This is a genomic window from Streptomyces justiciae (assembly GCF_015163075.1).
Taxonomy (GTDB): Bacteria; Actinomycetota; Actinomycetes; order Streptomycetales; family Streptomycetaceae; genus Streptomyces; species Streptomyces justiciae.
Genome location: NZ_JADDXU010000014.1, coordinates 171,155 through 196,548 on the forward strand (window position 1 = coordinate 171,155; position 25,394 = coordinate 196,548).

Consider the following 25,394-nt stretch of genomic DNA (forward strand, 5'->3'; position numbering starts at 1 on the left):
GCGTACTGGCCGGACGGCAGTGGCTACGACCAAGGCGTACTTCTGGCCGGACGGCGGTGGTCGTGGGCCAACGGCTGGCCAACGGGTGGACGTCGACCACGACGAGGCTGCCGCGATTACGACGAGGCCGCCGCCCGCAGCTCCTCGAACCGTTCCAGATCCCGCAGCCACGCCCGCGCCGAACTGTCCGACGGCGCACGCCAGTCGCCGCGGGGTGACAGCGAGCCGCCCGCCGAGACCTTCGGGCCGTTCGGCATGGCCGAGCGCTTGAACTGGGCGAAGCCGAAGTAGCGGCGGCAGAAGACCTCCAGCCACTTGGCGATCTCCGGCAGGTCGTACGCCACCCGCTTGGCGTCCGGGAAGCCCGGCGGCCACTCACCGGCGTCCGCGTCCCGCCAGGCGTGCCAGGCGAGGAAGGCGATCTTCGACGGCCGGAACCCGTGGCGCAGGACGTGGAAAAGCGTGAAGTCGTGCAGCGCGTACGGGCCGATCTTCGACTCCGTCGACTGCATCTCCTCGCCCGGCACCAGCTCCGGGCTGATCTCGGTGTCGAGGATCGCGGCGAGCGTCTTGCCGGTCTCGTCGCCGAACTGGCCGCTGCTGATGACCCATCGGATGAGGTGCTGGATCAGGGTCTTCGGGACGCCGCCGTTGACGTTGTAGTGGCTCATCTGGTCGCCCACGCCGTACGTCGACCAGCCGAGCGCCAGCTCGGAGAGGTCACCGGTGCCGAGCACGATGCCGCCGCGCTGGTTGGCCAGCCGGAAGAGGTAGTCGGTGCGCAGGCCCGCCTGGACGTTCTCGAACGTGACGTCGTACACCGGCTCACCGGACGCGAACGGATGCCCCATCTCGGCCAGCATCAGCCGCGCGGTCGGCGTGATGTCCAGCTCGGCCGCGGTGACCCCGAGGGACCGCATGAGGGCGTGCGCGTTGTCCTTGGTGTGGTCGCTGGTGGCGAAACCGGGCAGCGTCCAGGCGAGGATGTCACTGCGCGGGCGCCCGGCGCGGTCCATCGCGCGGGCGGCGACGATCAGCGCGTGCGTGGAGTCCAGACCGCCGGAGACACCGATGACGACCTTCGAGCCGCCGATCGAGGCGAGCCGCTGCTGGAGGCCCTGGACCTGGATGTTGTAAGCCTCGAAACAGTCCTGGGCGAGCCGGTCCGCGTCGGCCGGCACGAACGGGAAGCGCTCCAGACGCCGACGCAGTCCCAGGTCGGTGAGCGGAGGGTCGAGTTCGAAGGACACCGTGCGGAAGTCGCGCGTCCGTGCCGCGTGCGTACGGCGGTTGTCGTCGAACGTGCCCATCCGCAGCCGCTCCTGCCGCAGCAGGTCGAGGTCGACGTCGGCGACGGCGTACTCGTCCCCGAGCGGGAACCGCTCGGTCTCGGCGAGCAGCACGCCGTTCTCGTAGATCATCGTCTGGCCGTCCCAGGACAGGTCGGTGGTCGACTCGCCCAGACCGGCCGCCGCGTAGACGTACGCCGCGAGACAGCGCGAGGACGCCGAACGGCACAGCAGCTTGCGGTCCTCGGCCCGCCCGACCGTGATCGGACTGCCGGACAGGTTGACCAGCACGGTCGCCCCGGCGAGGGCCGCCTCCGCGCTGGGCGGCACCGGCACCCACATGTCCTCGCAGATCTCGGCGTGCAGCACGAGGCCGGGAACGTCGGCCGCCTCGAAGAGCAGATCCACGCCGAACGGCACGCTCTCGCCGCCGACCCGGATCGACCCGCCGCGCTCGTCGGCGCCGTCACCGATCTGCCGGCGCTCGTAGAACTCGCGGTAGTTCGGCGGGTACGACTTCGGTACGACCCCGAGGATGCGGCCGCGGTGCACGATCACCGCGCAGTTGTAGACCCGGTTGCGATGCCGCAGCGGCGCGCCGACGACCAGGATCGGCAGCAGCTCCGCGGACCCCTCGACCACGGTCGCGAGCGCCGCCTCGACCTCGTCGAGCAGCGCGTCCTGGAGCAGCAGGTCCTCGATCGAGTACCCGCACAGCACCATCTCGGGAAAGACCGCGACGGCGACCCCTTCGTCCGCACACCGCCGCGCATGACGCAGCACCGCTTCGGCGTTGGCGGGCGGATCGGCGATGACGGTGTGGCCCGTACAGGCGGCGACACGCGCGAACCCGTGCTGATAGATCGACGAGAAGTTCAGTGAAGGCACGGGCTCAGTGTAATCGTCAGAGAGACGCGATGGGGCGCGGGACGTGATCGTCCCGCGCCCCATCGGCTGCCTTGCTAGCGCCGCTTGTACGACTCCACGTAACCGCTCGCGGGCGTACCCACGCCGGTCACCGGGTCGTACCCCTTCACCGCGATCAGCGAGCTGTCCTTGCCCAGCGACCGCACAGACGTAGTCAGACCGTCTGCCGCGTCATACCCGTTGACGAAGTCGACCCGCGCCACTGCAAGCCCCGACCCCGTCGGGTTGTCGGTGACGTCGTGGTAGACCTTCGACCCGTACTTCGCGTAGATCGACGGGTTGGCGAAACCGATCGCCTTGCCGCCGCGCGCCTCCGTGGCGAGCGCCTGTACCGCCGCGATCACCGGCGCCGCCAGCGACGTGCCGCCGATCCGGTACTCGCTGTACTTCTCCGAGCCGTCCGGGAAGGTCTGCGTCTGGCCGACCTTGAAGCCGGTGTTCGGGTCGGCGATCGCGGAGATGTCCGGGACCACACGGTTGCCGGCCGCGTTGTTGGCCTTGGCCAGCGCGTCCGGGACGACACCCTTCTGGTAGAAGGGCTCGGCGACCGTCTTGCTGGTGCCGCCGCCCGCACCGGAGGTGAACGCGCCGGGGAAGTTCGTCCAGCTCGTGCCGTCCGCGGACAGCGTGGCCTTCTCGGTGCCCCAGCCGGTCTCCCACAGGTACTTGTCGCCCTTGCCGACCGCCAGCGAGGTACCGCCGACCGCCGTCACCCACGCCGAGTTGGCCGGGGTGTCGACCTGCTTCGTGCCGGTGTTGGCGACCTCGTCGCCGTTGTCGCCGGAGGAGAAGTAGAAGCCGATGCCCTCGACCGCGCCGAACTGGAAGACCTGGTCGTAGGCGGCCGCGAGGTCCGGCGTCTGGTTGGCCTCGATGTCGCCCCAGGAGTTGGAGACGATGTCGGCGAGGTGGTTGTCGACGATCTTGCTGAGCGAGTCCAGCAGATCGTCGTCGTAGCAGGACGAGGCGCCCACGTACGTGATCTGCGCGTCCGGCGCGACCGCGTGCACGGCCTCGACGTCGAGGGTCTCCTCGCCGTACCAGCCGGACGCGTCGCACTGGTCGGCGCCGGTCTTCGTGTAGTTCTTGGGCAGGACCTGCTTCAACTGGCCGCTGGTGTAGGCCGCGTCGCCGTGCTTCTTCGCGTAGGTGGCCGCGTCGAAGGCGATGGTCGGGGAGGCGTAGGCGTCGGTGATGGCGACACGCACCCCCTTGCCCGTGTAGGAGCCCGCGCCGTAGGCGGCGCGCAGCTGCTTGCCGGTGTAGCCCTGCACGGCGTACGGGATCTTCGTGCCGTACGCGTCCGGCAGCGTGCTCGCGATGTTGGAGCCGTAGTACGAGGAGAACGGCCCGGAGTTCTTGAACACGGCGCCGGGACCCGGCAGTTGGTCGGCGTGGTCGGCCTTGTGCGGGGCGGTGTCCAGGCCGGTGACGGTCAGGACGGCACCGTTCAGGCTCTCCGGCGCGGACGCCGTCTTCGACGGCGCGCGGTAAGTCTTCGTGCCCTTGGCGTAGTTGTGCAGCTGGGTGCCGAACGCCTTCTCGGCGGCGGCCACGTCACCGGTGACGGAGACGTAGTGCTGCGAGACGCCGGTGACCTTCAGACCGGCCGACGTCAGCCAGGACTTCACGGCGGCGACCTGGGCCTTCGTCGCGCCGAAGCGGGACTGCGCCTGGCCGGCGCTCAGGTACTTGCCGTACGACGCCGAGGACGGGTCGGACACCGACTTCGCGTACGCGGCGAGGCCGGCCGCGTCCCTGCCCGCCAGATAGACGCGGGCCGAGACCCGCGAACTGTCGGCGGTGGCGCCCTTGTCGGCCTTCGCGGTGGCCCACGCGGGCTTGGTCCCGGCCAGCGTGTCACGGGCCGGGGTGTCGGAGGCGTGCGCCGCGGGTATGCCGAGCGCCAGCGCGCCGGCGATCATGGGCAGTGTCGCTGCCATGCTCACTCCGGCGCGCGTTCTGGCGCGGTTGGATCTCATGGAACCCCCTGTATGCGGTTCGTCGCGAGTGGATCACTCGCCGGGGCAACTCTTTCGACGAACCGTTCATGCCAGGGGAATACGAATCCCAAGAAGAGCCCAATTAACCTAATGACAAGGCCATTTGAGCGTTAACACGCTATGAGGACCGAGGGGAAACCCTCTATGGACCGCCGAGGCCCGACTATGAACGCGGTTTCGCGCCCCGCTCCTTGAGCATGTCCGTCATCAGGTCGATCTCGGACTCCTGCGCGTTCACCATGCCCTGCGCGATGTCCTTCTCCACCTTCACCGTGCAGCGCGCGACACAGCCCTCGGCCATGTGGATGCCGCCCTTGTGATGGTCGGTCATCAGCTGGAGATAGAAGATCTCGGCCTGCTTGCCGCTGAGCGTCCCGAGTTTCTTCAGCTCGGTGTTGGTCGCCATGCCCGGCATCAGCGCGCCGTCCTTGCCGTCCGCCATGCCGCCCATGTCCATCCAGGTCATCGGCGGGTCCGACGACACCTTCGGCAGCTGCCACAGATCGAGCCAGCCCAGCAGCATGCCGCGCTGGTTGGCCTGCGTCTGCGCGATGTCGAAGGCGAGCCGGCGCACGTCCTCGTCCTTGGTGCGGTCGCGCACGATGAACGACATCTCCACCGCCTGCTGGTGGTGCACCGCCATGTCCCGCGCGAAGCCCGCGTCCGCGGAGTCGGCGGCGGGCGTGGCCGTGGAGTCGTCGCCGTCCGCGACCGCGTAGGTGACCGCCCCGGCCGCGACGAGCACGGCCGCCGCGGTCCCCGCGATCCAGCCGACCTGCCTCACTGCGCCTTACCGCCCGTGCACACCGCGCCCTTCTCCGGCGTCTGCTCGCCCTGGACGTACTTCTCGAAGAACTTCGCCACGTTCGGGTCGTCCGCGCTCGTCACCGTCCGCTGGTGGCCCCACGCCGTCAGCATGATCGGGTCCGCCTGGCTCTCGTACGGGCTCATCAGCGTGTACGGCGTCGCCTTCACCTTCGCCGCGAGCGCCTCCACGTCGGACTTCTTGGCCTTGCTGGTGTACGTCACCCAGACCGCGCCGTGCTCCAGCGAGTGCACCGCGTTCATGTCGTCGAGCGCCTTGGTGTAGACGTCGCCGTTGCAGTTCTGCCAGACCGCGTTGTGGTCACCGCCGGCCGGGGGCGTCATCGGGTACTTCACCGTCTTGGTGACGTGGGTCTGGCTGAGCTTGGCCGACCACGTCTTCACGCCGTCCTTGCCCGTGGTCCAGTGGCCCGGGTTCTTGGAGTCGGAGGCGGTGCTGCTGTCGTCGTCCTGCGACTGCACGAGCACGACGGCGCCCACGACGAGAGCGGCCACGACCGCGACGCTCGCCCCGATCGTGAGGATCCGGTTGCGGCGCTCGCGAGCCTGCTCGGCACGCCGCATCTCGGCTATGCGCGCCTTCCGCTCAGCGGATTCCTTCTTCTTGGCGGAGCCCATGGGGTTGTGTCCTTCTGGGGAAAGGGGGCCGGTCGGGTCCGCTGATCGTAATGGGGAGGGCGGGGTCTCTCGTAGGGCGGGCACAGGAATGGCCGAAGATCGGGTTCCGCAGGTGATCGGGGGCGTGGCAGCTCGCGGCACGCCCGGCATTACTTATGCGGGTCCGAGCAGGCAAGATGGGCGCAGAACAGTACACCTGTCGGACGTGAGGCGTTCAACCGGGCGTCGGCCTGCCGATCATGGTCCGCAACACGGATGAAATGGTGTTGTGGTGGGATGCTCAGGTGCCCGACCGTCTCTCGCGGGACCGGAGGCAGGCGGCCTGACCAGCAAGGATGGGGAAGCTAGATGGACAAGCAGCAGGAGTTCGTGCTCCGGACGTTGGAGGAGCGCGACATCCGGTTCGTACGCCTGTGGTTCACGGACGTGCTGGGCTTCCTCAAGTCCGTCGCCGTGGCCCCGGCCGAGCTGGAACAGGCCTTCGACGAGGGCATCGGCTTCGACGGCTCCGCGATCGAGGGCTTCGCCCGGGTCTACGAGTCCGACATGATCGCCAAGCCGGACCCGTCGACGTTCCAGATCCTGCCGTGGCGCGCCGAGGCCCCCGGCACGGCCCGGATGTTCTGCGACATCCTGATGCCGGACGGCTCCCCGTCCTTCGCGGACCCGCGCTACGTCCTCAAGCGCGCCCTGGCCCGCACCTCCGACCTGGGCTTCACGTTCTACACGCACCCCGAGATCGAGTTCTTCCTCCTGAAGGACAAGCCGCTCGACGGCTCGCGCCCCACCCCGGCCGACAACTCCGGCTACTTCGACCACACCCCGCAGAACATCGGCATGGACTTCCGCCGCCAGGCGATCACCATGCTGGAGTCGATGGGCATCTCGGTGGAGTTCTCCCACCACGAGGGCGCGCCGGGCCAGCAGGAGATCGACCTGCGCTACGCCGACGCCCTGTCCACGGCGGACAACATCATGACGTTCCGCCTGGTCATGAAGCAGGTGGCGCTGGAGCAGGGCGTCCAGGCGACGTTCATGCCGAAGCCGTTCTCGGAGCACCCGGGCAGCGGCATGCACACCCACCTCTCCCTCTTCGAGGGCGACCGCAACGCGTTCTACGAGTCGGGCGCCGAGTACCAGCTCTCCAAGGTCGGCCGCAGCTTCATCGCGGGCCTGCTCAAGCACTCCGCCGAGATCTCCGCGGTGACGAACCAGTGGGTGAACTCGTACAAGCGCATCTGGGGCGGCTCAGAGCGCACGGCCGGCGCCGGCGGCGAGGCCCCCTCGTACATCTGCTGGGGCCACAACAATCGCAGCGCCCTGGTCCGCGTCCCGATGTACAAGCCCGGCAAGACCGGCTCGGCCCGTATCGAGGTCCGCTCGATCGACTCCGGCGCCAACCCCTACCTGGCCTACGCCGTCCTGCTGGCGGCCGGTCTCAAGGGCATCGAGGAGGGCTACGAGCTCCCGCCGGGCGCCGAGGACGACGTCTGGGCCCTCTCGGACGCCGAGCGCCGCGCGATGGGCATCGAGCCCCTCCCGCAGAACCTCGGCGAGGCCCTGACCCTGATGGAACGCAGCGACCTGGTCGCCGAGACCCTGGGCGAGCACGTCTTCGACTTCTTCCTCCGCAACAAGCGCCAGGAGTGGGAGGAGTACCGCTCCGAGGTGACGGCTTTCGAGCTGCGGAAGAACCTGCCGGTGCTGTAGGCGCCGTCGGCTACCCCTTCGCCAGTTGCGCCAGCACCTGGTGGAGGGGTTCCGTGGCCCGGCGCCGGTACTCCTGGATCGCCCAGCCGTTTCCGTCCGGGTCCTTGAAGTACATGAACGTGGCGCCGTCCTGGGGGCCGAAGGACTGGGGTTCGGTGACGTCCAGGCCGCGGGCGGTCAGCTCCTCGTACGCCGCCTTCGCGTCCGTCACGCACAGCTGCATGCCGTGGTACGTGCCCGGCTGCGGGGTGCCCGTGGGGATCTGGAGGCCGTCGACCAGCGCGATCGAACAGCCCGAGCCGGGCGGGGTCAGCTGGACGATCCGTACGCCCGGCATCACCTCCCCGTCGAGGTCCACGTGGAAGCCGACCTTGTCCCGGTAGAACTCCTTGGCCCGGTCCACGTCGGAGACCGGCATCAGGATCACTTCGAGGCTCATGTCCATGGCGTGACTCCCTTGTCTACGTCATCAGAACCGCCATCGGGTCTGGCTGAACGGCTCCCCCTTACCGAAGCCGAAAACGGTGCGCGGCGCCACCGAAAAGACCAGAGCGCTTCCCCCGCCGTGGTGGAAGCTCCCCTCGCGCACCTCGAAGTGCCAGAACTCGCCGTACTTCGCCTCCCACGCGGCCGCCAGCGCGCGCAGCCGGCCGTCGTCGGTGACGCGCACCACCTCGCCCTCCACGACCAGGTCGTACCCCTTGTCCCAGGTGTTCGTCCCGGTCGTCAGCACCACGTGCGGGTTCGCCGCGAGGTTCAGCGCCTTGCGCTCCTCCGGACCGGTGCAGAAGTGCAGGGCGTCCTCCGACCAGACCGCGGGCAGCGGTGTGACATGCGGCCGCCCGTCCGGCCGTACCGTCGAGATCCAGAACAGTTCGGCCGACTTCAGCAGGGCGGAGGCGTGTGACCAGGGGACCGCCGTGGCGGTCGGGTCGCTGTAGCGCTTGTCCAGCCGGGTCCGTGGTTCGTCGTGAGTCATACAGGGCAGACCCCGTTCCGGCCGGAAACTCATCGGCGCTTCCCGTGGCGGCTCCGGTTAGGCTCAAGCAGGTATGACCTTGATCGGAGGAGGCCGGGGATGACGGCGCCGGGGCGCAGGAGCAGTACGTTCAGCAGGCTGCTGCGGCACGGGTTCACCGATCCCTCCGCCGCCGAGCGGCTCCTGGACGGGCCGGAGCTGAGCGCCGTACGCAACGATCCGGTGCTGCTGGAGGCCCTCGGGGCGACCGCCGACCCCGATCTCGCGCTGCACGGTCTCGTCCGGCTCCTGGAGGCCCAGACCGACCGCGAGCTGCTCGACACGGTCATAGCCGCCAAGCCGCTGCGCGACCGTCTACTGGGCGTCCTCGGCGCCTCCGCCGCGCTCGCCGAGCACCTCGCCCGGCACGCCGGCGACTGGCAGGCGCTCGTCATGTACGAGCCGCGCGACCTGCACCCCGGGGTGGAGGAGTTCGAACGCGGGCTCGCCGAGGCCACCGACCCCGTCTCCCTGCGCGTCGCCTACCGCCGCTGCCTGCTGTCCATCGCCGCCCGTGACGTGTGCGGCACCACCGACGTCGCCGAGACCGCCGCCGAGCTCGCCGACCTCGCCACCGCGACCCTGCGCGCCGCCCTCGCGATCGCCCGCGCCGCCGCCCCCGAGGACGCCGCCCTGTGCCGGCTCGCGGTCATCGCGATGGGCAAGTGCGGGGGCCACGAGCTGAATTACGTCTCCGACGTCGATGTCATCTTCGTCGGGGAGGCGGTGGACGGGGCCGACGAGGGCAAGGCCCTGCGCGCCGCCACCAAGCTCGCCTCGCACATGATGCGGGTCTGCTCCGAGACGACGGTGGAAGGGTCCATCTGGCCGGTCGACGCCAACCTCCGGCCCGAGGGCCGCAACGGCCCGCTGGTGCGCACCCTCGCCTCCCACCTCGCCTACTACCAACGCTGGGCCAAGACCTGGGAGTTCCAGGCCCTCCTCAAGGCCCGGCCGGTCGCCGGGGACATCGAGCTCGGCGAGGAGTACGTCGCCGCCCTCGAACCCCTCGTCTGGAAGGCCGCCGAGCGCGAGAACTTCGTCGCCGACGTGCAGAAGATGCGCCGGAGGGTCGTCGAGAACATCCCCGTCGCCGAGATCGAGCGGGAGCTGAAGCTCGGGCCCGGCGGCCTCCGCGACGTCGAATTCGCCGTCCAGCTCCTCCAGTTGGTGCACGGCCGCGCCGACGCCTCCCTGCGCAGCGGCACCACCCTCGACGCCCTCCAGGCCCTCGCCGGCGGCGGCTACGTCGGACGCGACGACGCCGTCCAGCTCGACGACGCCTACCGCTTCCTGCGCTCCATGGAACACCGCATCCAGCTGTTCCGGCTGCGCCGCACCCACCTCGTCCCCGAGGACGACGCCGACCTGCGCCGCATCGGCCGCTCGCTGGGCCTGCGCACCGATCCGGTCGCCGAGCTGAACCGCGAATGGAAACGGCACACCAGTGTCGTACGACGCCTGCACGAGAAGCTCTTCTACCGGCCGCTGCTCGACGCCGTCGCTCAACTGGCGCCGGGAGAAGCCAGGTTGAGCCCGGAGGCGGCCCGCGAGCGGCTCGTCGCCCTCGGCTACGCCGACCCCGCCTCCGCCCTGCGTCACCTGGAGGCCCTCGCCTCCGGCGTCACCCGCAAGGCCGCCATCCAGCGAACACTCCTTCCCGTGCTGCTGGGTTGGTTCGCCGACTCCGCCGACCCGGACGCCGGACTGCTCAACTTCCGCAAGGTGTCGGACGCGTTGGGCAAGACCCCCTGGTATCTACGGCTGTTGCGCGACGAGGGTGCCGCCGCCGAGAACCTCGCCCGCGTCCTGTCCGCCGGCCGTCTCGCCCCCGACCTGCTGATGCGCGCCCCCGAGGCGGTCGCGCTCCTCGGCGACGAGGAAGGGCTCGCGCCCCGCGACCGGGCCTCCCTGGAACCGGAGGTCCTCGCCGCTGTCAGCCGCGCGGACAGCGCCGAGAAGGCCGTCACCGCGGCCCGTGGCGTCCGCCGCCGCGAGCTGTTCCGCACCGCCGCCGCCGACATCATCGGCTCCTACGGCACCGAGACCCAGCCCGTCGAGGCCGACCAGGGCGCCCTCGTCGACCGCGTCGGCGGCGCCGTCTCCGACCTCAACGCGGCCACCCTCGCGGGCACGCTCCGCGCGGTCGTCCGCGACACCTGGGGCGACACCCTGCCCACCCGGTTCGCCGTCATCGGCATGGGCCGCTTCGGCGGCCACGAACTCGGCTACGGCTCCGACGCGGACGTCCTCTTCGTCCACGAGCCGCGCAACGGCGTCCCCGAGCAGTCCGCCGCCGAGGCCGCCAACAAGGTCGTCTCCGAGATGCGCCGGCTGCTCCAGATCCCGAGCGCCGACCCGCCGCTGCTCATCGACGCCGACCTGCGCCCGGAGGGCAAGTCCGGGCCGCTGGTACGGACGTTGAAGTCCTACGAGGCGTACTACCGCCGGTGGTCCCTGGTCTGGGAGTCGCAGGCGCTGCTGCGGGCCGAACCCGTCGCCGGGGACGAGGAGTTGGGGCGGCGCTTCATCGAGCTCATTGATCCGCTGCGGTACCCGGCGGAGGGGCTCGGGGAGGACGCCGTACGGGAGATCCGGCGGCTCAAGGCGCGGATGGAGGCGGAGCGGTTGCCTCGCGGCGCGGACCCGAAGCTCCACACGAAGCTCGGGCCCGGGGGGTTGTCCGACGTCGAGTGGACCGTACAGCTGCTTCAGTTGCAGCACGGGTGGGCTGAGCCGGGGTTGCGCACTACGCGGACGCGGGAGGCTCTTGGGGCTGCTTGTTCTGCCGGGCTCATTTCGGGGGAGGATGCCGAGATTCTTGATGAGGCTTGGGTGTTGGCTACTCGGGTGCGTAACGCTGTGATGCTGGTGCGGGGGCGGGCGGGGGATACCTTCCCGACCGAGGCTCGTGAACTGGCTGCTGTGGGGCGGTACTTGGGGTATGGGCCTGGGCATGTGGGGGACATGCTGGATGCGTATCGCCGTACGGCGCGTAGGGCGCGGAGTGTGGTGGAGACGTTGTTCTACGGGGCGTAGAGGTTGTGTTGAGGGTGCGGCGCCGTTGGGGCTGGTCGCGCAGTTCCCCGCGCCCCTTTAGGCGCGTCATGGCCACCCCCGTAAGCACTACCGCCATACCTGTCACGACCCGGATTCCCACCTGCTCGTCCAGCAGCGCCGCACCCAACGCCACCGACACCACCGGCAGCAAGTAACCCACCGTCGCCGCCGTCGTCGGGCCTTCGTCCGCGATCAAGCGGTAGTTGAGGTAGAAGGTGACCCCCGTTCCCAGGACACCCAATGCCGTGACCGCGCCCAGCGCCACCAGGTCCGCGTGCACCGGGCCCGCCACCGGGAGTGACAGCGTCGTCCACCCCGTCGCCATCAGCATCTGCGCCGCCGACATCGCCATCGGCGCGCTCTTGTCCGTCAGCTTGCGGGCCATGTACGCGAACGCCACCGCGTAGCTCGCCGCCGCGCCAAGGAGGGCCAGGGCGCTCCAGCTCAGCAGGCCCGAGCGGTGCCAGGGGGCGAAGATCAGGACCGTGCCGGCGAAGCCCAGGAGCAGGCCCGTCAGGCGCAGGGGGTGCAGGCCGCGGTCGGTGCCCAGCAGCACGCCGATCAGGAGGGACCACAGCGGGGTCGTGGCGTTCAGGACGCCCGCGATGCCCGAGTCGAGGTGCTGCTCGCCCACCGCGAAGAGGGCGAACGGGATCGCGTTGCAGAACAGGGCGGCGATCGCCAGGTGTCCCCAGGTGGCGCGGGAGCGGGGGAGGCGCTGGCCTGCCGCGCGGGCCAGCGCCCACAGGGTCAGCGTGCCGAGTGCGCAGCGGGCGATGGTGATCTGGGCGGGGGAGAGGCCGTGGTTGAGGGCGAGTTTGATCCAGAGGAAGCCCGAGCCCCACAGGAGGGCGAGGGTGGCCATGCGAAGAGGCATGCGTCAACGGTCGGGGAAGCGACGCGTGAGGACAAGTGAAGGATTCTTGATGGGTTGTTAAGCTGTGCTACATGCTGGATGTGCGTCGGATGCAGGTGCTGCGGGCCGTGGTGAGCAGCGGGTCGGTGACGGGGGCGGCGGCGCTGCTCGGGTACACGCCGTCCGCCGTGAGCCAGCAGATCGCCGCGCTGGAGAAGGAGGCGCGGACCGAGTTGCTGGAAAGGGTCGGGCGAGGAGTGCGACCGACGGCCGCCGGGCTGCTGCTGACCGAGTACGCGGACACCATCAGCCGCCAGGTCGCCGAGGCGGAGACCGCGCTGGCCGACCTGCTCGCGGGCCGTACCGGACGGCTGGCGGTGCGGTACTTCGCGACGGCCGGCGCCTCCCTGGTCGCCCCGGCGGTGGCGCGGCTGCGGGCCGAACATCCCGGTGTGCAGATCGAGCTGAAGCTGATCGACCCCGAGGACCCGCTGCCGGACGTGCGGGAGGGGCGGGCGGACATGGCGCTCGTCGTGGGGCCCGCGGCACACGAAGGGGTGCGGCTTCTGCGTCTCCTCGACGATCCGTACCTGGCGGTGCTGCCGGAGGGGCACCGGCTGGCGGACGCCCCGGAACTGGGACTGTCCGACCTCGCGGAGGAGCCCTGGGTCGGCAGTGAGTGGCCCGGGCCCTGCCTCGACGCCCAGCTCGCCGCGTGCGAGGCCGCCGGTTTCCGGCCGCGGTTCGTCGTCGAGAGCGAGGACTACGTGACCGCGCAGGGGTTCGTGGCGGCGGGGCTGGGGGTGAGTCTGATCCCGCGGCTGGGGCTGCGGAACGGGGTGCGCGAAGGTGTGGTCGTACGAGAGCTGCGGGTGCCGGAGCCGACCCGGTCGATCCACGCGGCCGTACGCGAGACCGCGCCGCCGCAGCCCGCGCTGCGGGCGTTCATCGCGGCGATGCGGGCTGCGGCCGAGGCTGCTTGACGACAGGGGGCACCAGCTGCGGCAGGCGGTACGGCAGGGCCCCGTACCAGAGCCGCGCCACCGTGAAACCGAAGGCCAGGCACAGGATGCCGCCCACCGCGTCCAGCCAGAAGTGGTTGGCGGTGGCGACGATGACGACCAGCGTGGCCGCCGGGTACAGCAGGCCCAGGACCCGCACCCACGGCACCGACGCCAGCGCGAAGATCGTCAGACCGCACCACAGCGACCAGCCGATGTGCATCGACGGCATCGCGGCGTACTGGTTCGACATGTTCTTCAGGTCGCCGGACGCCATCGAACCCCAGGTCTGGTGCACCACGACGGTGTCGACGAAGTCGCCGCCGTTCATCAGCCGGGGCGGGGCCAGCGGATACAGGTAGTAACCGACGAGGGCCACGCCGGTCGTCGCGAAGAGAACCATGCGGGTCGCCGCGTAACGGCCGGGGTGGTAGCGGAACAGCCACACCAGAACACCCAGCGTCACCACGAAGTGCAGCGTCGCGTAGTAGTAGTTCATGCCCACGATCAGCCAAGTCACCGAGTTCACGGCGTGGTTGACCGACTCCTCGACCGCGATCCCCAGATCGTGCTCGACCCGCCAGATCCAGTCGGCGTTGCGCAGCGCCTCGGACCGCTGCTCCGGGACCGCGTTGCGGATCAGTGAGTACGTCCAGTAACTCACCGCGATCAGCAGGATCTCGAACCACAGCCGGGGGCGGCGCGGGGTGCGCAGGCGGCGAAGAACGCCCCTGCCCGAGTCGTCCGAGACAGGGTGCGGAACGGCCTCTTCGCGGCCTTCCAGTGTCGTCACGGTCGAATCACCCATGGACACAGAGTCTGCCAGAAAAGCCCTTGCCCCCAGATCATCCCCCGGTCGGGTTCAGGACGCATGTTCTACGACGAGACGAGCGCCCCGTCTCCTCCCCGCGCAGGTCCCGAGAACCCCGGTTCTCCGCCTCAGGAACGAGCCCGCTCCGTACGGGACGAAACAGGCGCCGAAGCCGTCGAACCGCGCACCACCAGCTCCGGCATGAACACGAACTCACTGTGCGGCGCGGGCGTCCCGCCGATCTCCTCCAGCAACGTCCGCACCGCGGCCTGGCCCATCGCCGGAACCGGCTTGCGGACCGTCGTCAGCGGCGGGTCGGTGAACGCGATCAGGGGGGAGTCGTCGAAGCCCACCACCGAGACGTCCCGCGGCACTTCGAGACCGAGCTGCCGGGCGGCCCGTATCGCACCCAGCGCCATCATGTCGCTCGCGCACACCACCGCCGTACAGCCCCGGCCGATCAACGCGTTGGCCGCGGCCTGACCGCCCTCCAGGGTGTAGAGCGAGTGCTGGACCAGCTCCGACTCGACGGCCTCCGCCGACAGCCCCAACTGGTCCTGCATCGCCCGCACGAACCCCTCGATCTTGCGCTGCACCGGCACGAACCGCTTCGGGCCGAGCGCGAGACCGATCCGGGTGTGACCGAGCGAGGCGAGATGCGTGACCGCCAATGTCATCGCCGCCCGGTCGTCGGGGGAGATGAACGGCGCCTGCACCTTCGGCGAGAAACCGTCCACCAGCACGAACGGCACGCCCTGACCGCGCAGCTGCTCGTAGCGCTGCATGTCGGCGGAGGTGTCCGCGTGCAGTCCGGAGACGAAGATGATGCCCGCCACGCCCCGGTCGACGAGCATCTCCGTGAGCTCGTCCTCCGTGGAACCGCCCGGGGTCTGGGTGGCCAGCACCGGGGTGTAGCCCTGCCGCGTCAGCGCCTGCCCGATCACCTGGGCCAGCGCCGGGAATATCGGGTTCTCCAGCTCCGGGGTTATCAGGCCCACCAGGCCCTCACTGCGCTGGCGCAGCCGCACGGGGCGCTCGTAGCCGAGCACGTCCAGTGCGGCCAGCACGGACTGGCGGGTGGTCGCGGCGACGCCCGGCTTCCCGTTGAGGACGCGGCTGACGGTCGCTTCGCTGACCCCCGCTTGAGCAGCGATGTCGGCAAGCCGTGTGGTCACAGGATTGGACTGTACCGGCCGTCCCTCCCCTTGCACACCAATCGGACGCCGTGGGCGACCTGTTGACCGTCCCGGTCCGAGTTGCTGGGTCATCGCGCTCCCTAGTGAAAGTGATGGCAAGAGCTTGCAGAGTCTTGCACAGGGCGCTCTTCGCCGCTCCACCCCTGGAAACAAGCGTCTCACGGCGGTAGCCGCGAGGTCACGCCCGGATAACTTCCATGACGTCTTGCACTTTTTTGCTGCAAGGTCTTTCGCAACGCTTACATCGCTGTTACGTTCGGCGACGCCCGGCGGCGGCAACGGCGCGGTCGGCAAGACGGTGAGGACGGCTGACGGGGCCGGCCCTCGCATCACGCGGGAAGGCGGGCGGGACCGCCTCTCGCACCACACGGGCTTTCACCCTCAAGGAGAACTCATGCGGCGTGGCATAGCGGCCACCGCGCTGGTGGCGTCCCTCGCCCTCGCGGCGACGGCCTGCGGCGGAGACGACGACAGCAGCGACTCGAGCGGTCCGGTCACCATCACCTGGTGGGACACCTCCAACGCCACCAACGAGGCGCCGACGTACAAGGCCCTCATCAAGGAGTTCGAGGCCGCGAACAAGGACGTCAAGGTCAAGTACGTCAACGTCCAGTTCGACCAGGCGCAGAACAAGTTCGACACCGCCGCCGGCTCCAAGGGCGCCCCGGACGTGCTGCGCTCCGAGGTCGGCTGGACCCCGGCCTTCGCCAAGAAGAGCTACCTGCTGCCCCTCGACGGCACCGAGGCCCTCGCCGACCAGAGCAAGTTCAAGTCGAACCTGATCGAGCAGGCCAAGTACGAGGGCAAGACCTACGGCGTCCCGCTGGTCACCGACACCCTCGCCCTCGTCTACAACAAGGCCCTCTTCGAGAAGGCCGGCGTCGAGGCCCCCAAGACCTGGGACGACCTGAAGAAGGCCGCCGCCACCATCAAGGACAAGACCGGCGTCGACGGCTACTGGGGCTCCACCCAGGCCTACTACGCCCAGTCCTTCCTCTACGGCGAGGGCACCGACACCGTCGACGCCACCGCCAAGAAGATCACGGTCAACTCGGACGCCGCGAAGAAGGCGTACGGCACCTGGCTGAGCCTCTTCTCCGGCAAGGGCCTGCACAAGGCCGACACCACCGCCGACGCCTACGCCCACATCCAGGACGCGTTCGTCAACGGCAAGGTCGCCGCGATCATCCAGGGCCCGTGGGAGATCACCAACTTCTACAAGGGCTCCGCGTTCAAGGACAAGAACAACCTCGGCATCGCCACCGTCCCGGCCGGCTCCACCGGCAAGGCGGGCGCCCCGACCGGCGGCCACAACCTCTCGGTCTACGCCGGCTCCGACGCCGCCCACCAGAAGGCCGCGCTGAAGTTCGTCAATTTCATGACCTCCGCGAAGTCCCAGGCGACCATCGCGCTGAAGAACTCCACGCTGCCCACCCGTGACGACGCCTACACCGCCGAGGTCAAGGCCGACCCGGGCATCGCCGGCTACCAGGGCGTCCTCGCCGCCGCCCAGCCGCGCCCGGCCCTGCCCGAGTACAGCTCCCTGTGGGGCCCGCTGGACACCGAGCTGCCGAAGATCGCCGGCGGCAAGGAGTCCCTCGACAAGGGGCTGAGCAACGCCGAGACCGCCATCGCCAAGCTGGTCCCGGACTTCAGCAAGTAAGCCCCGAGCGGCCGCCGGGTCCCCCGAATCATGGGGGGAGGGACCCGGCGGCCATCGGCCTGTGAGCCGTACGCCCCCTTGAACCTCCCAGAAGGTGTCGAACCATGACAGTCGCCATCGACCGCGCGACCGGCAAGCGCCGCGGTGACCGCGGGCCCCGGCCAGGGCTGGGCCAGCGCCTGAAGCGCGGATACCAGAAGCACTGGTACGCCTACGCGATGATCGCCCCGGTGGCGATCGTCCTCGGCGTCCTCGTGCTGTACCCGCTGGTGTACGGCCTCTACCTCACGCTCACCGACGCCAACAGCCTCAACACGGCGCGGACGATCGGCGTCAATCACATCGACGCCACCTACAAGTTCATCGGCCTGGACAACTACGCCGACATCCTCTGGGGCGACACCGCCTACGACCGCTTCTGGTCGCACTTCATCTGGACGATCGTGTGGACGGCCGCCTGTGTGGCCCTGCACTACGGCATCGGACTCGGCCTCGCCCTGCTGCTCAACCAGAAGCTGCGCGGCCGCACCTTCTACCGGCTGGTCCTCATCCTGCCGTGGGCCGTGCCGACCTTCGTCACCGTCTTCGGCTGGCGGTTCATGCTCGCCGACAGCGGCATCATCAACAGCTTCCTGGGCTCCCTCCACCTGCCGACACCGTCCTGGCTGGAGGACACCTTCTGGCAGCGGTTCGCCGCGATCATGGTCAACACCTGGTGCGGTGTGCCGTTCATGATGGTCTCGCTGCTCGGCGGACTCCAGTCCATCGACTCCTCGCTCTACGAGGCCGCCGAGATGGACGGCGCCAACGCCTGGCAGCGCTTCCGGTACGTCACCCTGCCGGGCCTCAGGTCCGTCAGCTCCACCGTCGTACTCCTCGGCGTCATCTGGACCTTCAACCAGTTCGCCATCATCTTCCTGCTGTTCGGCAACACCGCCCCCGACGCGCAGATCCTCGTCACCTGGGCGTACTACCTCGGCTTCGGACAGCAGCCGCGTGACTTCGCCCAGTCGGCGGCCTACGGCATCCTGCTGCTGGCCATCCTGATCGTCTTCACCTCCTTCTACCGCCGCTGGCTGAACCGCAATGACCAGCAGCTCGCGATCTGAGGCAGGAGTCACCATGAGCACCTCAACCCCCTCCGAGATCAAGGCGGACCGCCCGGTGACCCCCCAGGTCCTCGAAGCCTCCCGGCCGCGCAAGGTCCGCGGCCGTGAGCAGCGCGGCCGCGCCGCCTCCCTCGCCTCCCACGGCATCCTGATCGTCGCGAGCCTGATCGCGCTGTTCCCGATCGCCTGGCTGGTCTATCTGTCCCTCGGCCCGGACAAGGACGACTACCTCCACCCCGGCGGCATCTGGGACAAGATGACGCTGGACAACTACTCGTTCGTCCTCCAGCACACCAACTTCTTCGACTGGCTGAAGAGTTCGCTGATCGTCTCCCTCGGCACCACCGTCATCGGCGTGTTCGCGGCGGCCACCACCGGCTACGCGGTCTCCCGGATGCGGTTCCCCGGCTACAAGAAGCTCATGTGGGTGCTCCTGGTCACCCAGATGTTCCCGATCGCCGTCCTCATCGTGCCGATGTACCAGATCCTCGTGGATCTCCAGCTCGTCGACAGCTACCTCGGCCTCGTCCTGGTCTACTGCGCGACCGCGGTCCCCTACAGCGCCTGGCTGCTCAAGGGCTACTTCGACACGATCCCCTTCGAGATCGACGAGGCCGGCCGCGTCGACGGACTGACCCCCTTCGGCACGTTCTTCCGGCTGATCCTGCCGCTCGCCAAGCCGGGCCTCGCGGTCGCCGCCTTCTACAACTTCATCACCGCGTTCGGCGAGGTCGCCTTCGCCTCGACGTTCATGCTCAGCGACGACAAGTACACCTTCGCCGTCGGTCTGCAGAGCTTCGTCAGCGAACACGACGCCCAGCGCAACCTGATGGCCGCGACCGCGGTGCTCATCGCCATACCGGTGTCCGCGTTCTTCTACCTCGTACAGAAGAACCTGGTGACCGGCCTCACGGCGGGCGGCACGAAGGGCTAGAACGCCGGTTCGGTAGCGCCCCGTCAGGGGCGCGGGGCTGTATCGATTTGCGGCTCCGCCGCGTGGGCGCGACCAGCCACGACGGTGCCGCACCCGAACTCGAGGCGGCTGCGGTGTCCATCCGACCCCGCTGTCACCGCGGCCGCCTCGTCATCACCGTTGTATGCACACCTGACCCCATGACCCCGTTACGTACAAGGACGCCATGAGCCAGCAGCACTCCGCCCTCGCCTCGGCCCCGACTCCTGCCCAAGCCAAGCGCAGCGACTGGTGGAGAGACGCGGTGATCTACCAGGTCTATCCGCGCAGCTTCGCCGACAGCAACGGCGACGGCATGGGCGACCTGGAGGGCATCCGCTCCCGACTGCCGTACCTGCGCGACCTGGGCGTGGACGCCGTGTGGCTCAGCCCCTTCTACGCCTCCCCGCAGGCCGACGCCGGCTACGACGTCGCCGACTACCGGGCCGTGGACCCGATGTTCGGCAACCTGCTGGACGCGGACGCGCTGATCCGCGACGCGCACGAACTGAGCCTGCGGATCATCGTCGACCTGGTCCCCAACCACTCCTCCGACCAGCACGAGTGGTTCAAGCGCGCCCTGCGCGAAGGCCCGGGGTCCGCCCTCCGCGACCGCTACCACTTCCGCCCCGGCAAGGGCGAGCACGGCGAACTCCCCCCGAACAACTGGGAGTCGATCTTCGGCGGCCCGGCGTGGACCCGGGTCACCGAGCCCGACGGCACCCCCGGCGAGTGGTACCTTCACCTCTTCGCCCCCGAGCAGCCCGACTTCAACTGGGAACACCCCGCCGTCGGCGACGAGTTCCGCTCCATCCTGCGCTTCTGGCTGGACATGGGCGTGGACGGCTTCCGCATCGACGTGGCCCACGGCATGGTCAAGGCGGAGGGCCTGCCGGACATCGGCGGCGACGGCGACCAGCTCAAGTTGCTGGGCAACGATGTCATGCCGTTCTTCGACCAGGACGGCGTCCATGACATCTACCGCCAGTGGCGGCTGATCCTCGACGAGTACGCGGGCGAGCGCATCTTCGTCGCCGAGGCGTGGACCCCGACGGTCGCCCGCACCGCGAACTACGTCCGCCCGGACGAGCTCCACCAGGCCTTCAACTTCCAGTACCTGGGCACCCATTGGGACGCGGAGGAGCTCCGCAAGGTGGTGGACCTGACCCTGGAGGCGATGCGCCCGGTCGGCGCCCCGGCCACCTGGGTCCTGTCGAACCATGACGTGACCCGCCACGCAACGCGCTTCGCGAACCCGGCGGGCCTCGGCACGCAGATCCGCGAGGCGGGCGACCGCGAGCTGGGCCTGCGCCGCGCAAGGGCAGCCACCCTTCTCATGCTCGCCCTCCCCGGCTCGGCGTACATCTACCAGGGCGAGGAGCTCGGCCTCCCGGACGTCGTCGACCTCCCGGACGAGGTCCGCCAGGACCCGGCCTACTTCCGCGGCGCCGGCCAGGACGGCTTCCGCGACGGCTGCCGCGTCCCGATCCCGTGGACGCGCGAGGGCTCGTCGTACGGCTTCGGCACGGGCGGCAGCTGGCTCCCGCAGCCGGCGGAGTGGGCGGACCTGAGCGTGGAGGCCCAGACCGGCGTGGCCGGCTCCACCCTGGAGCTCTACCGCACGGCCCTGAGCGTCCGCCGCGCCGAACCCGACCTCGGCGCCGGCGACTCGGTGGAATGGCTCCGCGCCCCGGAGGGCGTACTGGCCTTCCGCCGGGGCGAGTTCGTCTGCGTCGCGAACACCACCGGCGAATCGGTGACGACTCCGGCGTACGGCCGCGTGCTCCTCGCGAGCGGCGAGATCGCCGAGGTCGACGGCGACGCGAAGATCCCGTCCGACACCACGGTGTGGTGGACGACCGCCTGAGCAAGGGCACACCCGCGACCGGGCCCCCGCCGCCTTCGGGCAGCGGGGGTCCGGCGTTTTTCCGGGTGACCGGAGATTTCCTCGACGGCGTGTCGATCCGCCCGCTCCGCGATCGACGCTTGGGTGGAAGGGCGACCGGCGCCCCCGTCCCGAGGAGAGACCATGAAGATCCGCGCCCGCCTGAGCACCAGTGCCGACGGCTATGTCACCACGCCGAACGGCTGGCCCGCCCTGACCGCCGACCCCGCGTTCGTCTCCGGTGAGAGCCACGGCATCCGGGAGTTCCTCGCGGACTGCGAGGCCGCGCTCATGGGCCGCACCACCTTCGAACCGGCGCTGAACAACACTCGCTGGCCCTGGCCGGACCTCGACGTGTTCGTCCTCGGCTCGCACCGCCCGGAGGGCACCCCGGACCATGTCACCACCGACAGCGATCCGGTACGGCTGCTGGAGAAGATCCGCGCGGCCAACAAGGGCGGCGACGTCCACCTCGTCGGCGGTCCGCGCACGATCGGCACCTTCCACGCCCTCGGCGCCCTCGACCGCCTCGAACTGGTCGTCCTGCCCCTGCTGTTCGGCGGCGGGACCCGGCTGACGCCCGCGCTCAGCGCCGACACCGGGCTGACCTTCCGGAGCCAACGCGCCCTGCCCGGCGGCTCGGTGGAGATCGTGTACGACTGTGAGGGCAGCCGCGCCGACCTGCCGGGCAAGCCGGCCAGCCAGCGGTGAGCACGGAAGGGCCGCCGCCGGGGTGTCGTCCCGGCGGCGGCCCCGTCACGGAGCTGCTCCGCTACTTCCAGGTGTCACTGGCGGTGTAGCCCGACGAACTGCCCGTCGTGTACGAGCGGTTGGTGCCGGACTCCCAGGTCACGTTCCCGGAGCTGTCCTTCTTGATGTACTTGTACGTGAAGGCCGTGCTCTTCGGCACGATCACCAGCTTGCTCCACGTCGGGTACGACGCCGAGGACAGCGGGATCGCCGCGCTTGTGTCCCAGGAACCCAGGGAGGCGATGGAGCCGACGACGTAGACGTTGGTGCCCCAGTCGGTCGTGGCGGTGACGTTGAAGGTGACGTCGGTGGAGTTGGCGGTGGCCACGTTCCAGGAGCTGTTGACGGAGAGGGCGGAAGTGGTCGTGGCTGCCGTCCGGTTGGCGTTGGACTCCCAGGTCACATTGCCCGAGCTGTCCTTCTTGATGTATTTGAACTCGAAGGACGTGTTGATGGGCACGCTCACCGCACCCGACCAGATCGGGTACCCGGTCGACGACAGCTGGACCGCCTTCGAGGTGTCCCAGGAGCCGAGGGCCGAGATCGAGCCGATCACGTAGACGTTGGTGCCCGAGGTCGTCGACGCGTACTCGTTGAAGGTCGCCGTCACCGTCGACGTCGAGTCGTCGTCGCCGTCGTCCTCGCAGGACGTCGTGCACGGCGTGAACTCGCCGTCGTAGAAGGCGATCGCGCTCTTCGCCGGGATCGTGAGGGTCGCGCTGCCGCCCGACACCGTCACCGTCGTCGCCCCGTTGTCGATGACGTTCGTGTACGTGCCGTCGGCCATCCCCGTCGCGAAGGTGTAGGTCGCCGCCGACGAACCGTTGTTGATCGCGATGTAGCCGGCCGTGCCGCGGGAGAAGCCGATCACGCTCGACGACTTGGTCGACCAGTTGGACACCGACTCCGAGCCCACCGCGTTGTGCCACTTCACCATGCCGGTGACGGCGGTGTCCCGGTCGAGGCAGTACCAGCCGTTCGAGCAGTCCGTGTCGGTGACGAAGCCGGCGGAGTTCGGCGGGGCCTGGTCGCTCTGGGTGAACTCCCAGCCGGCGTAGATGGTCGGCGTCGACCACTTGTAGGCCAGCTGGAAGATGTTGGCCAGCTTGTAGGTGTCGCCGTCCTTGTAGGACATGTGCAGACCGTTGCGCTCGGTGTCGTGGTTCGTCACGAAGGACACCGAGTTGGCGGGGGTGAGGATGCCCGAGGAGGACAGCGACTCCAGGTCGCTGACATTGCCCTGGAACGCCGACTTCAGCTTGCTCGCGTAGGTGAAGTCGAGGACGTCACCGGAGGAGTAGTAGTCGGAGGCCGCCGGGGTCGAACCCGGGTAGACCTCCTGGAAGACGTACGGGTCCGCGCCCGACGTCGTGTCGGTCAGCTTGGCCTCGATCGCCTGGAGGTCGGCGGTCGGGATGTGCTTGGCCGCGTCGACGCGGAAGCCGTCGACGCCGAGGGCGAGCTGCTTGTTGAGGAAGGCCGCGATACCGCTGCGGACGCTGTCGTTCTCGGTCTCCAGGTCGGGCAGGCCGAGGAGTTCGCAGTTCTGGATCTCGGTGAGGTTCGACCAGTCGTCGATGATGAGGTCGGAGTCGGAGCAGTCGTCCGACTGGTGGTAGTCACCCGCGTCCCAGTCGGGGGTGTCGTACTTGTTGGTGATCGTGGTGCCGTTGTAGCCGGTGCCGGTCTGCGCGGCGGTGTGGTTGATCACCGCGTCCGTATACACCTTGACGCCGGCGGTGTGGCAGGCGGAGACCATCGCCGCGAACTCGGAGGCCGTACCGAAGCGGCTGTTGAGGTTGTAGGAGTACGGCTGGTAGACGTCCCACCAGTAGTACGAGGACTGCTTCAGGGACTCGGCGGGCGGGGCCACCTGGACGGCCCCGTAGCCGTTCGGGCCGAGGACGTCGGTGCACTCGGCGGCGACCGAGTCCCAGTTCCACTCCCACAGGTTGGCGATGACATCGCCGGAGGTCGTGGCGTCGGCGTGGGCGGTCGCGGCGGGCAGGGCGGTGACACCGGCGAGCGCCAGGGCGCCGACCGCCAGGGCTCTTGTGGTGCGGCTCAGCGCACCCGGTCGGAAGGTCATGTGCGGCTCCGGGAGGGGGAATCGGGGAGAGGGGAGCTGAAGTCGATCAGAGGTCGGGGATTCAACAAGTCGTGAGCGTGCGGCAGTTGAGAAGGGCACGTCAAGAGAAGTCGTGAAAGTTCTTGCTGTGAGTTTCAAGCCTCTTGCTGTAAACCTTTCGTCAGGGGTACGTTCACGCCGGCGCCGGGCAAGGACGCCCGGCCGTCACGCAAGGAGCCCCCACGTGATATCGAGATGGTCAGCCAGCGCATCCCTCACCGCGCTCGCCGCAGCCGCGGCCCTCGTCGCCCCCGCCACTCCCGCCGCCGCCTCCCCGCCCGGCACCAAGGACGTGACCGCCGTCCTGTTCGAGTGGAACTTCGCCTCGGTCGCCAAGGAGTGCACCAACACCCTCGGCCCCGCCGGATACGGCTACGTCCAGGTCTCCCCGCCCGCCGAGCACATCCAGGGCTCGCAGTGGTGGACGTCGTACCAGCCCGTCAGCTACAAGATCGCCGGTCGCCTCGGTGACGCCACCGCCTTCAAGAGCATGGTGGACACGTGTCACGCGGCCGGGGTGAAGGTCGTCGTCGACACCGTCATCAACCACATGTCCGCGGGCAGCGGCACCGGCACGGGTGGGTCGTCGTACACCAAGTACAACTACCCCGGCCTGTACTCCTCCTACGACATGGACGACTGCACGTCCACCATCAGCGACTACACCAACCGCACCAACGTCCAGAACTGCGAACTCGTCGGCCTCGCCGACCTGGACACGGGCGAGGAGTACGTCCGCGCCACCATCGCCGGGTATATGAACACCTTGCTCGGCTACGGCGTCGACGGCTTCCGCATCGACGCGGCCAAGCACATCCCGGCGACCGACCTCGCCAACATCAAGTCGCGGCTGTCGAACACCTCCGTGTACTGGAAGCAGGAGGTCATCTACGGCAGCGGCGAGGCCGTCCAGCCCACCGAGTACACGGGCAACGGGGACGTCCAGGAATTCCGTTACGCCTACGACCTCAAGCGCGTCTTCAACAACGAGAACCTCGCCTATCTGAAGAACTACGGCGAGGGATGGGGGTACATGAGCAGCTCGGTCGCCGGTGTCTTCGTCGACAACCACGACACCGAGCGCAACGGCTCGACACTGAACTACAAGGACGGCGCGAACTACACGCTGGCCAACGTCTTCATGCTCGCCTACCCGTACGGCGCCCCGGACATCAACTCCGGGTACGAATGGTCGGATTCGGACGCCGGACCGCCCAACAGTGGTTCGGTGACGGCCTGCTGGCAGGACGGCTGGAAGTGCCAGCACAAGTGGCCGGAGATCATCCGCATGGTCGCCTTCCGGAACGCCACCCGCGGTCAGTCGGTCACCAACTGGTGGGACAACGGGGCCGACGCCATCGCCTTCGGGCGGGGCAGCAAGGGCTATGTCGCCATCAACCACGAGTCCAGCAGTCTGACCCGGACCTACCAGACGTCCATGGCCGCCGGGACCTACTGTGACGTCCAGAGCAACACGACCGTGACGGTGAACTCCAGCGGACAGCTCACCGCCACCCTGGGCGCCAACACCGCGCTCGCCATCTACAGCGGCAAGTCCAGCTGCTGAGGCGGAGTTCCGCGACCCCTCAACCC

Annotated in this window: 18 protein-coding genes and 1 pseudogene; 9 read left to right on the forward strand and 10 right to left on the reverse strand. The window is 69.1% G+C overall.

Going from position 1 to position 25,394, the window contains the following annotated elements; translation table 11 throughout:
- Positions 1-116: 116 nt before the first annotated feature.
- The 4 genes from IQ210_RS33145 to IQ210_RS33160 form a co-directional block, all read right to left on the reverse strand.
- Entirely contained in the window at positions 117-2,168 is a 2,052-nt protein-coding gene (locus tag IQ210_RS33145) for an NAD(+) synthase (protein WP_228048861.1), read from the reverse strand.
- An 83-nt stretch (positions 2,169-2,251) separates the two neighbouring features.
- Entirely contained in the window at positions 2,252-4,159 is a 1,908-nt protein-coding gene (locus tag IQ210_RS33150; protein WP_228048809.1) for a S53 family peptidase, read from the reverse strand.
- Positions 4,160-4,382: 223 nt separating this feature from the next.
- Positions 4,383-5,003 (reverse strand): DUF305 domain-containing protein, encoded by a 621-nt coding sequence (locus IQ210_RS33155; RefSeq protein WP_194082873.1) that lies wholly within the window; start codon positions 5,001-5,003, stop codon positions 4,383-4,385.
- Positions 5,000-5,662, reverse strand: coding sequence for a DUF3105 domain-containing protein (locus IQ210_RS33160; RefSeq protein ID WP_194082874.1), 663 nt, complete (start codon positions 5,660-5,662; stop codon positions 5,000-5,002). The genes IQ210_RS33155 and IQ210_RS33160 overlap by 4 nt, the downstream gene beginning before the upstream one ends.
- Before the next feature lie 348 nt (positions 5,663-6,010).
- On the opposite strand from IQ210_RS33160, the gene IQ210_RS33165 reads away from it, so the two are divergent.
- Positions 6,011-7,372: a glutamine synthetase family protein gene (locus IQ210_RS33165; RefSeq protein WP_079306476.1), complete on the forward strand. Its 1,362-nt coding sequence runs from the start codon at positions 6,011-6,013 to the stop codon at positions 7,370-7,372.
- Between the two features lie 10 nt (positions 7,373-7,382).
- Here IQ210_RS33165 and IQ210_RS33170 read toward each other — a convergent pair whose 3' ends face one another.
- Positions 7,383-7,817, reverse strand: coding sequence for a VOC family protein (locus tag IQ210_RS33170; protein ID WP_194082875.1), 435 nt, complete (start codon positions 7,815-7,817; stop codon positions 7,383-7,385).
- A gap of 24 nt (positions 7,818-7,841) precedes the next feature.
- Entirely contained in the window at positions 7,842-8,351 is a 510-nt protein-coding gene (locus tag IQ210_RS33175; protein WP_194082876.1) for a pyridoxamine 5'-phosphate oxidase family protein, read from the reverse strand.
- 99 nt (positions 8,352-8,450) lie between these two features.
- Between IQ210_RS33175 and IQ210_RS33180 the strand changes: the two genes are divergently transcribed.
- Positions 8,451-11,429, forward strand: coding sequence for a bifunctional [glutamine synthetase] adenylyltransferase/[glutamine synthetase]-adenylyl-L-tyrosine phosphorylase (locus IQ210_RS33180; RefSeq protein ID WP_194082877.1), 2,979 nt, complete (start codon positions 8,451-8,453; stop codon positions 11,427-11,429).
- A gap of 124 nt (positions 11,430-11,553) precedes the next feature.
- Here the strand turns inward: IQ210_RS33180 and IQ210_RS33185 are convergent.
- Positions 11,554-12,327, reverse strand: a pseudogene (locus IQ210_RS33185) (DMT family transporter); the annotation flags it as partial.
- 71 nt (positions 12,328-12,398) lie between these two features.
- Between IQ210_RS33185 and IQ210_RS33190 the strand changes: the two are divergent.
- On the forward strand, positions 12,399-13,289 hold the full coding sequence (locus tag IQ210_RS33190; protein WP_194082878.1) for a LysR family transcriptional regulator: 891 nt from the start codon (positions 12,399-12,401) through the stop codon (positions 13,287-13,289).
- Here the strand turns inward: IQ210_RS33190 and IQ210_RS33195 are convergent.
- Together IQ210_RS33195 and IQ210_RS33200 are read right to left on the reverse strand one after the other, a co-directional pair.
- Positions 13,252-14,115, reverse strand: a complete 864-nt coding sequence (locus tag IQ210_RS33195; protein WP_194082879.1) for a phosphatase PAP2 family protein — start codon at positions 14,113-14,115, stop codon at positions 13,252-13,254. The two genes, IQ210_RS33190 and IQ210_RS33195, sit on opposite strands and share 38 nt — an antisense overlap.
- 131 nt (positions 14,116-14,246) lie before the next feature.
- Positions 14,247-15,293 carry a LacI family DNA-binding transcriptional regulator gene (locus IQ210_RS33200; RefSeq protein WP_265680485.1) on the reverse strand — a complete coding sequence of 349 codons (1,047 nt, stop codon included), beginning with the start codon at positions 15,291-15,293 and terminating at the stop codon, positions 14,247-14,249.
- A gap of 415 nt (positions 15,294-15,708) precedes the next feature.
- On the opposite strand from IQ210_RS33200, the gene IQ210_RS33205 reads away from it, so the two are divergent.
- The 5 genes from IQ210_RS33205 (at position 15,709) to IQ210_RS33225 (ending at position 21,634) form a co-directional block, all read left to right on the forward strand.
- Positions 15,709-16,977: an extracellular solute-binding protein gene (locus IQ210_RS33205; RefSeq protein WP_194082881.1), complete on the forward strand. Its 1,269-nt coding sequence runs from the start codon at positions 15,709-15,711 to the stop codon at positions 16,975-16,977.
- Positions 16,978-17,081: 104 nt separating this feature from the next.
- Entirely contained in the window at positions 17,082-18,086 is a 1,005-nt protein-coding gene (locus tag IQ210_RS33210) for a carbohydrate ABC transporter permease (RefSeq protein ID WP_194082882.1), read from the forward strand.
- Between the two features lie 13 nt (positions 18,087-18,099).
- Positions 18,100-19,020, forward strand: coding sequence for a sugar ABC transporter permease (locus IQ210_RS33215; protein WP_194082883.1), 921 nt, complete (start codon positions 18,100-18,102; stop codon positions 19,018-19,020).
- A 205-nt stretch (positions 19,021-19,225) separates the two neighbouring features.
- Positions 19,226-20,905: a glycoside hydrolase family 13 protein gene (locus tag IQ210_RS33220; protein ID WP_194082884.1), complete on the forward strand. Its 1,680-nt coding sequence runs from the start codon at positions 19,226-19,228 to the stop codon at positions 20,903-20,905.
- Between the two features lie 162 nt (positions 20,906-21,067).
- Positions 21,068-21,634, forward strand: coding sequence for a dihydrofolate reductase family protein (locus IQ210_RS33225; protein ID WP_194082885.1), 567 nt, complete (start codon positions 21,068-21,070; stop codon positions 21,632-21,634).
- Between the two features lie 61 nt (positions 21,635-21,695).
- Here IQ210_RS33225 and IQ210_RS33230 read toward each other — a convergent pair whose 3' ends face one another.
- Complete coding sequence (locus IQ210_RS33230) at positions 21,696-23,762, reverse strand: carbohydrate-binding module family 20 domain-containing protein (protein WP_194082886.1); 2,067 nt, start codon at positions 23,760-23,762, stop codon at positions 21,696-21,698.
- A 223-nt stretch (positions 23,763-23,985) separates the two neighbouring features.
- On the opposite strand from IQ210_RS33230, the gene IQ210_RS33235 reads away from it, so the two are divergent.
- A complete protein-coding gene (locus IQ210_RS33235) occupies positions 23,986-25,368 on the forward strand; it encodes an alpha-amylase (RefSeq protein WP_194082887.1) in 1,383 nt (460 codons plus the stop codon).
- Positions 25,369-25,394 lie beyond the last annotated feature (26 nt).